The sequence below is a fragment of the Nonomuraea sp. NPDC048882 genome, from assembly GCF_040649755.1.
Lineage (GTDB): Bacteria > Actinomycetota > Actinomycetes > Streptosporangiales > Streptosporangiaceae > Nonomuraea > Nonomuraea maheshkhaliensis.
Window position 1 is genome coordinate 69933 of the sequence record NZ_JBEZGB010000009.1, and the last position, 13686, is coordinate 83618.

Genomic DNA, 13686 nt, shown 5'->3' on the forward strand with positions numbered 1-13686 from the left:
ACCGCACCCGCCACCGCACCCGCCACCGCACCCGCCACCGCACCCGCCACCGCACCCGCCACCGCACCCGCCACCGCACCCGCCACCGCACCCGCCACCGCACCCGCACCGGACGACGGCGGGCCGGGTGGGGAGGAGCGGTGTGAGTTGTGCGGGGAGCCGGTACCCGAGGGCCACCGGCACCTGCTCGACCTGACCACCCGCGAGCTGTGCTGCGCCTGCCGCGCCTGCCAGGTGCTCTTCGACAACGCCGCAGCGGGCGGCACCCAGTACCGCCTGGTGCCCCGGCGGCGCGAGCGGCAGGACGGCTTCACCTGGTCCGGCCTGAGCGCCCCCGTCCGCACGGTCTTCCTGGTACGCGACTCGGGCGCCGGCCGCAGCGTCATGTACTACCCCAGCCCGGCGGGCGCCGTGGCGGGCCCGGCCTGGGACGACCCGCTCATGAAGCTGCTGGAGCCCGACGTCGAGGCGCTGCTGCTCGACCGCGACCACGGCGCCTGGATCGTCCCGCTCGACGACTGCTACCGGCTCGTCGGCCTGGTCCGCTCCCACTGGCGCGGCCTGACCGGCGGCCCGGCCGTACGCGAACGGATCGCCCGTTTCTTCACCGACCTCAGCGACGACAGGAGCCCCGCATGAGCGCGCGCAAACCCATCAGGACCGGCCATCCGGACGTCAAGCCCGACGCGCCCGCCCACGTCAAGGGCATCAAGGAGGGCAACGCCACCGGCAACTATGACAAACAGGACGGCCACCTGCCCGACGGCCGCTCCACGGCCAAGCGCTCGACCGGCATCAACCCCGGCAAACACGACCCGATCGACCCCAGCATGCCGAACCTGTCGCCCGCCTGACATGCCCTCCGCGCCGCCAGAGCTGAGCATCGAGGTCGAGGGCGTCGAGCCGGCCGGGCCCGCCGCCGTGCCCGCCCTCGACTTCACGCTGACCCTGCGAGCCGCCGGCGGGCACGAGGTCCGCTCGCTCACGCTCGCCACCCAGATCCGCATCGACGCCACCCGCCGCCGTTACGACGAGCGTGACAAGGAACGGCTGGCCGAGCTGTTCGGCCCGCCGGACGAGTGGTCGCGCAACCTGTCCAGCCTGCTGTGGACGCAGACCGTCACCCAGGTGCCCGGCTTCACCGGGAGCACGAAGGCCCGGATCACCGTGCCGTGCACGTACGACTTCGAGGTGGCCGCCGCCAAGTACTTCCACGGGCTGGAGGACGGCGTGGCACCGCTGGACTTCCTGTTCACCGGCACCGTCTTCTACCTGGACGGCGGCCGGCTGCAGGCCGCGCACCTGCCCAGACGGGCCGAGGCGGCCTTCGCGATGCCGGTGCGGGTGTGGCGGGAGCTGATGGAACGCCACTTTCCCGGCGGTGCGTGGGTGCGGCTGGGCCGGGAGGAGTTCGACCGGCTGTACGCGTACAAGGTGCGGCACACGCTTACCGGCTGGGACGACGTGATCCGCTCACTGCTGGCGAAGGGCTGACGACATGACGGTGAGCGGCACGGACGATTTTTTCGAGGCGGAAGGCAGCGGGGCCGAGCATGTCAGGCGGATCGCGCGGGCGGTGCTCTACGAGGGCTATCTGCTGTGGCCCTACCGCGAGTCCTCGCTGAAGAACCGGCACCGCTGGACGATCGGCGGTGTCCATCCCGAGGGGTGCGGCGACCGGTCGCGGATCCGTACCGAGTGCCTCGTCGAGGCCGATCCCGGCGCGACCGTCGCGGTGTCCGTACGGTTCCTGCACGTCGTGGCCAGGATCGGCGCGGCCGGGCGGGGCGAGGAGGCACGCGAGCGCGAGGTACACGTACCGGACCTGACCCTCGGCGGCGACCCGGCCCTCGCGCGGATCGACCTCGCGGCCGGCGAGGAACGCGCGGCGGGGGAGCAGGGCGCGGCGCGGGAGGCGCGCACGGCGGGCGAGGAGCGGGCGGCAGAGGTGGTGCGCCGGTGGGAGGCGCTGTGCGGGCACGTCGAGGTGCGGGCCGAGCGGCTGGGGCCGAGGCTCTTCCGGGTCACGGCCGACGTCGTCAACACCACGCCATGGCCGCCGGGCGGCACGCGGGAGGAGACGACGGCTCGCACGTTCGTGTCCGCGCACGTCGTCCTGCACGCGCCGGACGGGCGCTTCGTCTCCCAGACGGACCCGCCGCCGGACCTGCGCGAGCACGCCGAAGCCTGCCGCAACGACGGCCTGTGGCCGGTGCTGGCGGGGGAGGACCTGCACACCGTGCTGTCGGCGCCGATCATCCTGTACGACCAGCCGCAGATCGCGCCGGAGAGCCCCGGCGACCTGTTCGACGCGACCGAGATCGACCAGCTCCTCACGCTTTGCGTACTGGCGCTGAGCGACGGCGAACGGGAGGAGATCCGGGCCGGCGACCCACGCGCGCGCGAGATCCTCGACCGCTGCACGGCGCTCACCCAGGAGGAGCTCATGCGCCTCAGCGGCACCTGGCGCGGCAGAGGCCCGGCGGCGGCCGGTGAAAGGGGAGGGACACATGGGTGACTTCTGGACCCGGATGGAGGGGCGCGGCCCTTCCGTGGTGGTCGTGGACGGGGTCGAGGTGCGCGCGGGCAGCCGGGTGCGGCTGCGCCCGAGGGGCACCGCCGACGTGCTCGACCTGGTCCTGACGGGCAGGGAAGGCGTGGTGGAGGCGGTCGAGCAGGACGAGGAGGGCGCGTTCCACTTCGCCGTCACCGTGGACGACGACCCCGGCAGGGACCTGGGCGAGGCCCGGCTGCCCGGCCACCGCTTCTTCTACGCGGCCGAGGAGATCGAGCCGCTCGGCGAGCGGACGTTCCGCGTCCTGGTGGCCGGGATCGGCAACGTCTTCCTGGGCGACGACGGCTTCGGCGTCGAGGTGGCCCGCCACCTGTCGGCCGCGCCCCGCACACCCGGCGTCGAGGTCGTGGACTTCGGCATCCGCGGCATGGACCTGGTCTACGCGCTGCAACGCGACTACGACGCCGCGATCCTCGTCGACGCGGCCCCGCGCGGCGAGCCACCCGGCACCCTCACCGTCCTGGACCCGGTAACCCTCGCGGAACGAGACGGGAGCGCCGGGCAGCCGCTGGAGACACACGGCATGGACCCGGTCAAGGTGCTGCGGCTGGCCGCGGAGCTGGGCCCGGTGCCGCGCCTGATCCGGATCGTGTGCTGCGAGCCGGAGAGCGCCGGCGAGGCGCTGTACGAGCTGAGCGCCCCCGTGCAGGCGGCCGTCCCGGAGGCGGCCGGTCTGGTGAATGCCCTGGTTATGGAAATGATTGCGGAAAGCGCCGGACGGGGCTGCCGCGATCGTGCTCACGGATGAGGTGACGTGGCATGTGGAAGTCGCGGATGGTGCGGTTGCTCCTGCTCTGCGGGCTGGCGGCGATCGTGGTCCACCAGTGGCCGGAGATCCGCCGGTACATCAGGATGGAGCGGATGTAGGTGCACGAGATCGGGCTGTGCGAAGGACTCGTCGATCTGATCCACAACCAGGCGGCGGGCCGGCCGGTGGCCTCGGCCCGGGTACGCGTGGGGGCCAGGCACGCGGTCGTCGAGGAGGCGTTCGGGCAGGCGTTCACCATGGCCGCCGCGGGGACGGCCGCGCAGGACGCGGTGATCGATCTGGTCATCGTGCCGGCCACGATCGAATGCGTGCCCTGCGGCGGGCGGTCGGAGTCGATGGACGCGCTGGCCGCGTGCCCGGCCTGCGGCAGCGGCGACGTGAGCGTCAGCGGCGGCGACGAGCTGGTGCTGGAGTCGGTCTGGTTCGGCGGCGAGGGGACGGTGGCCGATGTGCCTGGGCATTCCCGGTGAGCTGGTCGGCCCGGCCGGCGGGCACGACGACCTGGCCGTGGTCGAGGTCAGCGGGGTACGGCGGAGGGTCAACATCGGGCTGCTCGACGGGCAGGAGCTGAACCCCGGCGACTGGGTGCTCGTGCACGTGGGATTCGCGCTGTCCAAGATCTCCGAGGACGAGGCGCAGGCCGTGCTCGCGTACCTGGAAGGGCTCGGGCAGCCGTACGAGGACGAGATCGACGCGTTGCGCGCGTCGGACATCTCCTGAGGAGGGCACATGCGCTTCGTCGATGAGTACCGCGACGCGGACCGGGCGCGCGCCCTGGCCGCCGGGATCGCGGCACGGTGCCGTCCAGGACGGACGTACGCGTTCATGGAGGTGTGCGGCGGACACACGCACACCATCTACAAGCACGGGCTGGAAGACCACCTGCCGCCGGAGGTGTCACTGGTCCACGGTCCTGGCTGTCCGGTGTGCGTGATCCCGATGGGCCGGGTGGACGACGCCGTGCACATCGCCGGGCAGCCCGGCGTGATCATGACCTCGTTCGGCGACCTGCTGCGCGTGCCCGGCGGTACCGGATCCTTCCTCGACGCCAAGGCGGCGGGGGCGGACATCCGGATGGTGTACTCGCCGCTCGACGCGCTCAAGATCGCCAAGCAGAACCCGGACCGGCGGGTCGTCTTCATGGCCATCGGCTTCGAGACCACCGCGCCGTCCACCGCCATGACCGTGCTGCGGGCGGCGGCCGAGGGCGTGAAGAACTTCTCCGTCTTCTGCAACCACGTCATGATCATTCCGGCGATCAAGGCCATCCTCGACTCGCCGGACCTGCGCCTCGACGGCTTCATCGGCCCCGGCCACGTGTCCGCGGTGATCGGCTGCGAGCCGTACGCGTTCATCGCCCGCGACTACCGCAAGCCGCTGGTCGTGGCCGGTTTCGAGCCGGTGGACATCCTGACCTCGGTGCACATGCTGCTCGGCCAGCTGGCCGAGGGGCGGTGCGAGGTGGAGAACCAGTACGCGCGGGTGGTGCCCTGGCAGGGCAACCCGGTCGCGCTGGAGGCGATCGGGCGGGTGATGCGGCTGCGGCCGCACTTCGAGTGGCGCGGGCTGGGCTTCATCGCCCACTCGGCGCTGGCGATGGCCGAGGAGTACGCGGCCTTCGACGCCGAACGCGTCTTCGACCTGCCCGGGATACGCGTCGCCGACCCGCGCTCGTGCCAGTGCGGCGAGGTGCTGAAGGGCGTGCTCAAGCCCTGGGAGTGCAAGGTGTTCGGCACCGCCTGCACCCCGGAGACGCCGATCGGGACCTGCATGGTCTCCTCGGAGGGGGCCTGCGCCGCCTACTACAACTTCGGCCGCTTCACCCGCGACAGGACCCGCGGGCCGGCCGGCGAGCGAGAGGTGAGCCGCGCGTGACCGCAGAACGGCAGGCGCCCGGCAGCGAGCGAAAGGTGAGCCCGGCGTGAGCACGGAACAGCAGATGCCCGGGGTCGGGCGAAAGGCCGGGCGCGCGTGAGCACGGAACAGCAGGTGCTCGATCGGATCGAGCGGGCCCGGCGGCGCAGGCCGGTCGTCAGGGAGGAGCGCATCACGCTCGCCCACGGCGCAGGAGGGCGGGCCACGCAGACGCTGGTGCAGGCCGTCTTCCTGGACGCGTTCCGCAACCCGCTGCTCGAACCGCTGGAGGACGGCGCCACCCTGCGCCTCGGCGCGGACGAGGAGGGCGTACGGGTCAACCTCGCCTTCACCACCGACTCGTACGTCGTCTCCCCGCTCTTCTTTCCCGGCGGCGACATCGGCGACCTGGCCGTCAACGGCACCGTGAACGACCTGGCCATGTGCGGCGCCCGCCCGCGTTACCTGTCGGCCGGGTTCATCCTGGAGGAGGGCCTGCCGGTCGAGGACCTGCGCAGGATCGCGGCCTCCATGGCCGCCGCCGCTGCCGCCGCCGACGTGCAGATCGTCACCGGCGACACCAAGGTCGTCCAGCGGGGCCGCGCCGACGGCTGCTACATCACCACCACCGGCGTCGGCGTCATCGAACGGCCCGTCACGCTCTCGGCCGCCGCCGCTCAGCCCGGCGACGCGGTCCTCGTCTCCGGCCCGATCGGCGCCCACGGCGCCGCCGTCATGCTGGCCAGGGGCGACTTCGACATCGAGGCCGCGATCGTCTCGGACACCGCGCCGCTGCACGGCGTCGTCGCCGGGCTGCTGGACGCCCTGCCCGGCGGCCGGGTCAGGACGCTGCGCGACGCCACGCGCGGCGGCGTGGCCACGGTGCTGAACGAGGTGGCCGCCGCCTCGAACGTGGCCGTGGTGCTGGAGGAGGCGGCGATCCCCGTACGCCCGGAGGTGACCGGCGTCTGCGAACTGCTCGGCCTCGACCCGCTCTACGTGGCCTGCGAGGGCCGTTTCGTCGCTGTCGTGGACGGCGAGCACGCCACCCGCGCCCTGGACGCCCTGCGCGCCCATCCGCTGGGCGAGCAGGCCGCGGTCATCGGCACGGTGGCTCCTGAGCCCGCCGCCATGGTCCTGCTCCGCACCGCCGTCGGCGGCACCCGCGTGGTCGAGGTCCTCGTCGGCGACCCGTTGCCCCGCATCTGCTGACCCCCTCACCGACGGCCGGCCACCGCATGCCGGGCGGCCCTGCTAAGGCGTTTCGGCCGCGACCAGTTCGGCGAGCAGGTGGTACAGGGTCGCCTGGGCCTCCTGGATGCGGTGCACCGACGACGACGGCACCACGAACAGGTGCTCGGCCAGCCCTTCCGCGGCCAGCCGCCCACCGCCCGAGCCGGCGAAACCGATCGTGATCATGCCCAGTCGCCCGGCCTCGGCCAGCCCGCGCAGCACGTTGGCCGAGCCGCCGCTGGTGGACAGTGCCAGCGCCACATCGCCCGGCCCGCCGAGCGCGGCCAGCTGGCGGGCGAAGACCACCTCGAAGCCGACGTCGTTGCCGAGCGCCGTCACCAGCGCGCAGTCACAGGCCAGCGAGATCGCGGGCAGGCCCCGTTCGACGAACAGCTCTGCCACGGACTCGGCGTCGGTACTGCTCCCGCCGTTGCCGAACGCGAAGACCCGCCCGCCCCCGCTCAGCGCCGCCGCCACCGCCGACGCGCACGCCGCCAGGCCGGGACCGAGCTCGTCCAGGACGCGCAGCCGCAGCTCCAGGCTCTCGCGCGCCTTGGCCGCCGTGGACGCGGTCAGGTCCAGCGGATCGCGGCGCAGGAAGGGGTAGAGCGTCGTACCGGTCATCGTTCCACCACCGCGATCGCCTCCTTGGCGTGCACGAGCACGGTGTCACCGGGCCGTGCCGCGACGAGCGCCACGCTGATCTCCTCGGTGCCGTCACCGGTGTCGGCCAGTGCCAGCCCGTCGGGCAACAATCGCGCGATCCGCACGGGTACGGCGACGTCGCCGCAGGTCACACAGCGCTCGCAGGCGTCGGCGGCATCGCCGGGAACGTTCACGAGGACTCCAGGAACACGTGGACCAGCTCCCAGAGCAGGTGATAGGTGGTGACATGCAGCTCCCTGGCGATCAGAGGATCCGAGGTGCGCGCGACCAGCACATGATCGGCCACGACACCGCCGGGGTCGGCGGCCAGGACGACCGTCAACATCCCCAGCCCCCGCGCCACTTCCAGCACCTCGCCGTCGCCGATCCCGATGCCGATCGCGATGTCCTCGGGATGGCCCAGCGTGCGAAGCCGGACGGCGTCCACCGCGAGCGCCGGCAGTGCGCGCTTTCCCACGATCACCGGATGGGTGAACTCCACCGCCACGTGCGCCGCGTCCGCCGGGGCGCCGAAGGCCAGCAGCCGCCCGCCGCGCCCGAAGCGCCCGGCCATGGCCTGCGCCGCCCGTACGATCTCCGCCGCGTCCTGTGCCAGCGCGGCACCGGGAGCGGCGCGCTCGGCGCGGGCCCGGCCGAGCCGATCAGAGCCGAGCGAATCAGAGCCGAGCCGATCAGGGTCGAGCAGATCAGACATGTTCCCATTTCAGCCCAGCACGCGGGCGCGCCGCCCGCAGGGACACCTCAAGCTTCGGCCATCCGCCCCCCTGATTACCTCCCCCAGGCCCGTCACCGGGGGCAGCGCCGCTGGCGGCGGCTCCTGAGGCTGCGCTACGGTATGGCCCGGTGTGCCGGGAAGGCTGGTCGGCGGCGTCCTTGGCCGGGTGGCCCGACGGAGGCTCTGCGATGGACGACGACGGCCGGTGCGGCCGGCGGGAGGTGCGATGACGCGCCGTCCCGCCCTGGCGGGCCGCGGCGGGCATCCCACGGTGGTCATCGCCGCCGGGTTCGGCGCCGCCGTGCTCGTGGGCACGCTCCTGCTCGCCCTCCCGCAGGCCACCGCCGAGGGCGACTCCTCCCACTGGCTCACCGCGCTGTTCACCGCCACCTCCGCCGTCTGCGTGACCGGCCTGGTGGTGGTCGACACCGCGACCCACTGGTCGGTCTTCGGCGAGGTCGTCATCGCCCTGCTCATCCAGGTGGGCGGCCTGGGCATCATGACGCTCGCCACCGTGATCACGGTCATCGTCTCCGGCCGGTTGGGCCTGCGCGCCCGCCTGTCCGCGCAGTTGGAGACCAAGTCCGTGGTCGCCTCCGACCTGGGCCACGTGCTGCGCAAGGTGGTGGTGTTCAGCCTGATCTGCGAGGCCGTGGTCGCCGTGGTGCTGGCCGGCCGCTTCGCCATCGGCTACGGCGAGCCGCTCGGCCGCGCGGCCTACCTGGGCGCCTTCCACGCGGTGTCGGCGTTCAACAACGCCGGCTTCGCCCTGTGGCCGGACAACCTGATGCGGTACGTCACCGACCCCTGGATCTGCGTCACGATCGCGCTGGCCGTGATCGTCGGCGGGCTCGGCTTCCCCGTCGTCTTCGAACTGCTGCGCACCTGGCGCCGTCCCCGCCGCTGGTCCCTGCTGACCCGGATCACCGTGGGCCTGAGCACGGTGCTGATCGCGGGCGGCACGCTGGCGTTCCTGATGACCGAGTGGCGCAACCCCGCCACGATGGGCCCGCTGAACGACGGCGACAAGCTGCTGGCGGCCTTCTTCACCGCCGTCATGCCGCGCTCCGGCGGCTTCAACACCCTCGACATCGCCGCGATGAACCCGTCGTCGTGGCTGCTCACCGACGTGCTGATGTTCATCGGCGGCGGCAGCGCGGGCACGGCCGGCGGCATCAAGGTGACCACGCTCGGCTTCCTGCTGTTCATGGTCTGGTCCGAGCTGCGCGGCGAGAGCCACGTCAACATCGGCCACCGCCGCCTGCCCGCCGCGACCCAGCGGCAGGCGCTGTCGATCAGCATACTGGGCATCGTCGTGGTGACGTTCGCGACCTGGCTCATGCTCATCATGACGCCGTACGGATTCGACCGCGTGCTGTTCGAGATCATCTCGGCCTTCGCCACCAACGGCCTGTCCACGGGCATCACCGCGGACACCGGGCTGGCCGGGCACGTGCTGCTCAGCGTGCTGATGTTCATCGGCCGCATCGGGCCGCTCACGCTGGGCTCCGCGCTCGCGCTGAAGCAGCGCATCCGCCGCTACGAGCTGCCCGAGGAACGCGTCATCGTCGGTTGAGACGCGCCCGCCAGCCGGTGGTCAGCGGTGGCGTGGCCACAACCGTGCGAGGAGGATCGTCAGCCCGGCGATCCCCCCGCCCGCGTACGCCGCGGCCACCGCGACGGGCAGCGCGGGGAGGAGGAAGGCGCCTGCCACGCATCCGGCGCCCAGCAGCATCATGGCCACGGCGCCCGCGCGCCGCACCCGGTCCCCGGCGGGGTCGGGGCGCGTGGGACGCAGCCGCGGCAGGACGCCGCCGAGGCCCGCGATCACCAGCCCGAACGCGGCCGTCACCACCTGCGGCAGGGGAACGTGGTGACCGGCGGTCTCCAGCAGCAACCCGGTGTGCAAGACGGTGATGAACGGCGGCAGCAGCACGAAGACGGCGTTCGTGGACGCGGCCTGCGCGCGCGGCGAGGAGACGAGCGCGGGCGGCAACCAGGCCCGCAGACGGCCGGCGACCACGGAGGCGAGCGCCATGATCACGGCCAGCGCGACCACGGCCGCCGGCAGCGCCGCCGCCAGGACGATCCGCGGCACCTGAATGCGTCCACGGCGCCCCCTGGCCTCCTGCGTCGTCACCAGCTCCGGCAGCGAGTCCCACAGCGCCCACGCGATGGCGACCATGGCGATCAGGCTGACCACGGTCACCACGACCCCCGCCCACGGCACCCGCCTCACCGCCCCGTCCAGCCCGTCCCGTCCGGCCTCTGCATCGACGTTCATGCCGCCCCCCATCGCTCGAAGTGCTGCGATCGTAGGTTTCGGTGATCAGGGCGGAACATCCGTCATCGGGCACCTGCCGGTCATGTCCGTACCCATGCCGATCGTCACCCGCCAGAACATGACCATCGGCACTCTTATCCGGACGATCGCGGCGATTATGCTGCGGCTATGCAGCAGCCGAGATCGATGCGGGAGCTGGAGCGCTGGGTCGGGTTCTCCGGCGGACGCGCGCCCATCGTGTTCAGCGTGCTGTTCTGGGCCGCGGCCGGCATCTGCGCCGTGGTCCTCGTCGGCGCCCTCCCGGTGATCGACCAGGTGCCGCCGGGCGACCGCGCGCTGTACGCGGTGATCTCCTGGACGGGAGCCGGGGCTCTGGTGCTCGCGGCCGTCCTGTGGCCGCTCCTGCCCTGGCGCAGGGAAGCGCCGCCGTCACGCCGGGCGGCGAGCGTGGCGTTCCTGGTCGTGTCGCTGCCGCTGCTGTCGCCCGGCGGGGCCAGCGCCCCGATCATCGTGGGCCTGGCGGTCGGCAACGCCCTGGTCGTCTTCGGCCTGCGCGGCGCGCTCGCCTACACCGCCGTCGCCGGGCTGCTCGGCTTCGGCGTCAGCGCGTTCAACCCGCGCCAGACGCTGATCGGGGCGGCCGTCAACGGCACGCTCATGCTGCTGCTCTGCCTGGTGCTGCTCCTGGTCGTGATCGCGCTCTTCCAGTCGCACAGCCGCGCGGAGGAGACCCGCCGCCTCCTGGCCGAACTGGAACAAGCCCATGCCGACCTCGAACGCGCCCACGCCGAGCTCGAACGGCATGCGGCACGCTCGCGTGAGCTGGCGGTGGCCGAGGAGCGTGCGCGGATGGCGCGGGACATGCACGACTCGGTCGGCCACTATCTCACCGTCATCAACGTGGGCCTGCAGAACGCCCAGCGCTACCGCACCGTACGCCCCGAGGCCGCCTGGGACGAGGTGAGCCAGGCGCGCGAGCTGACGCTGGAGGCGCTGACCGACACCCGCCGCTGGGTGCGCGCGCTCAAACCCCTGCGCATGGAGGGCCTGAAAGGGCCCGCAGCCTTGCGGGTCCTGACCGAGTCGTTCGGCTCGGACGACACCGGCGTCGCCTTCACCATGACCGGCACCTGGCCCGATGTGGACGAGAACCGCGAGCTGGTCTGCTACCGGGTCGTCCAGGAGGGCCTGACCAACGCCCTGCGTCACTCCCAGGCCCGCCACATCGAGGTCGCACTCGACTGCACGCCGGACCGGGTCCAGGTCTCCGTCACCGACGACGGCACGGGAGCCGCGCCCGGCGCGACCGAGAACGGGTTCGGCCTGCGCGGCCTGCGCGAACGCCTGCACGGCGTCGGCGGCGCACTCGACGTCGCCGGCCGCGCGGGCGAAGGCTTCACCCTCAGGGCGACGGTGCCGCTCTGATGGCCGACCCGACCCGCGACCCGACGCCCAACCCGATGCCCGACCCCGTCGGCGATGGGGCCGCTCTGGTGGGGGCCGTTCGTGTCCTGCTCGTGGACGATCACATCCTGATGCGCGAGGGGCTGCGCAAACTCCTGGAGATCGAGCCGGGCATCGAGATCGCCGCCACCGCCGCCGGCGGCGAGGAGGCGCTGAGCCTGCTGGCGCGGACCCCGGACGGCGAGCGGCCCCAGGTCGCGCTCGTGGACGCCCGCATGCCGGGCATGGACGGCGTGACGCTGGTCGCCCGGCTACGAGCCGAGTTCCCCGAGGTCGCGCCGGTGATCCTGACGACGTTCGACGACGACGACTACATCTTCGGCGGCCTGCGGGCGGGCGCGAAGGGCTACCTGCTCAAGGACGTACCGCCGGACGAACTCGTGGCGGCGATCAGACGGGCGGCGCGCGGCGAGACCGTCCTAGGCGGGGCCGCGAGCGAACGGCTGGTCAGCGCGCTGCGCGCGGCGCCCGTACCGGCAGCGCAGGCGGACACGGACGGGCCGCCCGGCAGTCTGTCCGAGCGCGAGTACGAGATCGCCAGGCTCGTCGCCGCCGGCGCGGCCAACCGTGAGATCGCCCGCAGGCTGCACATCACCGAGGGCACCGCCAAGAACCACATCTCCAGCTGCCTGCGCAAACTAGGCCTGCGCGACCGCACCCAGCTCGCGCTCTGGGTGTCAGGGAACGCCCACCCCACAAGCGGCTGACCGACCCCGGCGCCGGTAGGTTCGGCGGATGGCTGACGCGATTTTCGAGCACCCCCGGCTGGCCGCCGTCTACGACCCGCTGGACCCCGACAGGAGCGACCTCGACGTCTACGTCGCCGTCGCCGCCGAGCTGGGCGCGCGTACCGTGCTCGACATCGGCTGCGGCACCGGCACGTTCGCGCTGCTCCTGGCCGAACGCGGGATCGAGGTGACCGGCGTCGACCCGGCCGCGGCCTCGCTCGACGTCGCCAGGGGCAAACCGGGCGCCGACCGGGTGCGCTGGATCCACGGCGACGCCACGGCCCTGCCCCCGATGCGGGCCGACCTGGCCGTCATGACGGCGAACGTGGCGCAGGCCGTCGTCGAGCCGGACGCCTGGCGCGGCACGCTGACCGGCGCGCGGGAGGCGCTGCGGCCAGGCGGGCACCTGGTGTTCGAGACCCGCGACCCGGCCAGGCGCGCCTGGGAGCACTGGAACAGGGAGGAGACGCACCAGGTCACCGACGTGCCGGGGACGGGCGTGGTCGAGTCGTGGGCCGACCTGATCGACGTCAGCGGCCCGCTGGTGACGTTCAGATGGACGTATGTGTTCGCCGCCGACGGGGCGGTGCTGACCTCCGAGTCCACGCTGCGCTTCCGCGAGCGGGACGAGATCGAGGCGGACCTGGCGGCGGCCGGATACGTCCTGGAGGAGATCAGGGACGCTCCCGACCGGCCGGGCAGAGAGTTCGTGTTCTTCGCCCGCCGACCCGAAGAGTGAGGGTGCCCCCAAGGCCGCCGTGTGGAGTCCGCCCGGGTTCCCGCATTTCTACCCACGGGAGTCGATGAGCACGTGCACCTCGGTATCGGAGGTGTCGCTCAGTCCGCCGGCCAGGCCGGCTCCAGTAAGCGACGCGATGACCAGAGCCGTCGCCGCGATGATCGTCACGGGTGTGAAGGAACGCCGCGCGGTCGGCGGGAGCGCGGCTGGGACGGCGACAGGAGGGGCGTCCGGGGCAGGCGGGCGTGACCGGCCGGCCTGGCGCGCGGCGATCCCGGCGTGGCAGGTCTGCCAGACCCGCAGATCGTCATCCGCAACACCGCACGCTTTGACGAACGCGACGAGCAGCTCAGGGCGCGGCAGCCGGTCCTTGCCCAGCATGGTCGAGGCGGTGGAGTAGGGCAAAGTGTCACCTGCCGCGGCGGCGCGCCGGTCCAGCTGCCGGAAGCTCAGCCCCGACCACCTCTTCAGCCGCCGCAGCTCGGCCATGAAAGCGGCGGCATCGGCGATCCCGGCCGGTGACGGTGCGGGTGTGGTGGTCATGGTCATCCTCCGGTGATTCTCTGAGCTGGCCGTACGGTGTCCCGCACAACCTCGGACATCTCGACATGTTGATCAGAGCGCGACCCGGTGGTCAAGGTGGTGGCCCCCTCGACGCT

18 protein-coding genes are annotated in these 13686 nt (G+C 72.7%); 13 read left to right on the plus strand and 5 right to left on the minus strand.

From position 1 onward, the window contains the following. The 9 genes from AB0C27_RS30135 to hypE all read left to right on the plus strand — a co-directional run. A partial coding sequence (locus AB0C27_RS30135; protein ID WP_357850457.1) for a DUF5947 family protein occupies positions 1 to 639 on the plus strand: 639 nt, incomplete at its 5' end. Further along, positions 636 to 854, plus strand: a complete 219-nt coding sequence (locus tag AB0C27_RS30140) for a hypothetical protein (RefSeq protein ID WP_357850460.1) — start codon at positions 636 to 638, stop codon at positions 852 to 854. The genes AB0C27_RS30135 and AB0C27_RS30140, both read left to right, overlap by 4 nt. A 1-nt stretch (position 855) precedes the next feature. After that, complete coding sequence (locus AB0C27_RS30145; RefSeq protein ID WP_357850463.1) at positions 856 to 1494, plus strand: DUF6084 family protein; 639 nt, start codon at positions 856 to 858, stop codon at positions 1492 to 1494. Between the two features lie 4 nt (positions 1495 to 1498). Next, positions 1499 to 2518 (plus strand): hypothetical protein, encoded by a 1020-nt coding sequence (locus tag AB0C27_RS30150; RefSeq protein ID WP_357850466.1) that lies wholly within the window; start codon positions 1499 to 1501, stop codon positions 2516 to 2518. After that, positions 2511 to 3323 carry a hydrogenase maturation protease gene (locus AB0C27_RS30155; RefSeq protein WP_357850469.1) on the plus strand — a complete coding sequence of 271 codons (813 nt, stop codon included), beginning with the start codon at positions 2511 to 2513 and terminating at the stop codon, positions 3321 to 3323. Before AB0C27_RS30150 ends, AB0C27_RS30155 begins: the two co-directional genes overlap by 8 nt. Before the next feature lie 119 nt (positions 3324 to 3442). Further along, positions 3443 to 3814 carry a hydrogenase maturation nickel metallochaperone HypA gene (locus AB0C27_RS30160; protein ID WP_357850472.1) on the plus strand — a complete coding sequence of 124 codons (372 nt, stop codon included), beginning with the start codon at positions 3443 to 3445 and terminating at the stop codon, positions 3812 to 3814. Then, complete coding sequence (locus tag AB0C27_RS30165) at positions 3792 to 4064, plus strand: HypC/HybG/HupF family hydrogenase formation chaperone (RefSeq protein WP_346113759.1); 273 nt, start codon at positions 3792 to 3794, stop codon at positions 4062 to 4064. The genes AB0C27_RS30160 and AB0C27_RS30165 overlap by 23 nt, the downstream gene beginning before the upstream one ends. A 9-nt stretch (positions 4065 to 4073) precedes the next feature. Next, on the plus strand, positions 4074 to 5219 hold the full coding sequence (gene hypD, locus AB0C27_RS30170; RefSeq protein WP_357850475.1) for a hydrogenase formation protein HypD: 1146 nt from the start codon (positions 4074 to 4076) through the stop codon (positions 5217 to 5219). Positions 5220 to 5315: 96 nt separating this feature from the next. Then, on the plus strand, positions 5316 to 6410 hold the full coding sequence (hypE, locus tag AB0C27_RS30175) for a hydrogenase expression/formation protein HypE (protein ID WP_357850478.1): 1095 nt from the start codon (positions 5316 to 5318) through the stop codon (positions 6408 to 6410). Between the two features lie 42 nt (positions 6411 to 6452). Here hypE and AB0C27_RS30180 read toward each other — a convergent pair whose 3' ends face one another. From AB0C27_RS30180 to AB0C27_RS30190, 3 genes are read right to left on the minus strand one after another with little or no spacing between them, the layout of a single operon-like run. Then, entirely contained in the window at positions 6453 to 7055 is a 603-nt protein-coding gene (locus AB0C27_RS30180; protein ID WP_357850481.1) for an SIS domain-containing protein, read from the minus strand. Then, on the minus strand, positions 7052 to 7270 hold the full coding sequence (locus tag AB0C27_RS30185) for a HypC/HybG/HupF family hydrogenase formation chaperone (RefSeq protein ID WP_357850484.1): 219 nt from the start codon (positions 7268 to 7270) through the stop codon (positions 7052 to 7054). Before AB0C27_RS30185 ends, AB0C27_RS30180 begins: the two co-directional genes overlap by 4 nt. After that, positions 7267 to 7791: a phosphoheptose isomerase gene (locus tag AB0C27_RS30190; RefSeq protein ID WP_357850487.1), complete on the minus strand. Its 525-nt coding sequence runs from the start codon at positions 7789 to 7791 to the stop codon at positions 7267 to 7269. Before AB0C27_RS30190 ends, AB0C27_RS30185 begins: the two co-directional genes overlap by 4 nt. A 247-nt stretch (positions 7792 to 8038) precedes the next feature. Here AB0C27_RS30190 and AB0C27_RS30195 point away from each other — a divergent pair, with 247 nt between their 5' ends. Next, positions 8039 to 9388 (plus strand): potassium transporter TrkG, encoded by a 1350-nt coding sequence (locus AB0C27_RS30195; RefSeq protein WP_357850490.1) that lies wholly within the window; start codon positions 8039 to 8041, stop codon positions 9386 to 9388. Positions 9389 to 9409: 21 nt separating this feature from the next. Here the strand turns inward: AB0C27_RS30195 and AB0C27_RS30200 are convergent, their stop codons facing one another. Next, a complete protein-coding gene (locus tag AB0C27_RS30200; RefSeq protein ID WP_357850493.1) occupies positions 9410 to 10096 on the minus strand; it encodes a hypothetical protein in 687 nt (228 codons plus the stop codon). Between the two features lie 168 nt (positions 10097 to 10264). Between AB0C27_RS30200 and AB0C27_RS30205 the strand changes: the two genes are divergently transcribed. The 3 genes from AB0C27_RS30205 to AB0C27_RS30215 all read left to right on the plus strand — a co-directional run bounded on the left by AB0C27_RS30205 (position 10265) and on the right by AB0C27_RS30215 (position 13027). Continuing rightward, on the plus strand, positions 10265 to 11521 hold the full coding sequence (locus AB0C27_RS30205) for a sensor histidine kinase (RefSeq protein ID WP_357850496.1): 1257 nt from the start codon (positions 10265 to 10267) through the stop codon (positions 11519 to 11521). A gap of 68 nt (positions 11522 to 11589) precedes the next feature. After that, on the plus strand, positions 11590 to 12267 hold the full coding sequence (locus tag AB0C27_RS30210; RefSeq protein WP_357851389.1) for a response regulator transcription factor: 678 nt from the start codon (positions 11590 to 11592) through the stop codon (positions 12265 to 12267). A gap of 28 nt (positions 12268 to 12295) precedes the next feature. Continuing rightward, positions 12296 to 13027, plus strand: a complete 732-nt coding sequence (locus AB0C27_RS30215) for a class I SAM-dependent methyltransferase (protein ID WP_357850499.1) — start codon at positions 12296 to 12298, stop codon at positions 13025 to 13027. A 48-nt stretch (positions 13028 to 13075) separates the two neighbouring features. Here the strand turns inward: AB0C27_RS30215 and AB0C27_RS30220 are convergent, their stop codons facing one another. Continuing rightward, positions 13076 to 13570: a helix-turn-helix transcriptional regulator gene (locus AB0C27_RS30220; RefSeq protein WP_357850503.1), complete on the minus strand. Its 495-nt coding sequence runs from the start codon at positions 13568 to 13570 to the stop codon at positions 13076 to 13078. Between the last annotated feature and the right edge of the window lie 116 nt (positions 13571 to 13686).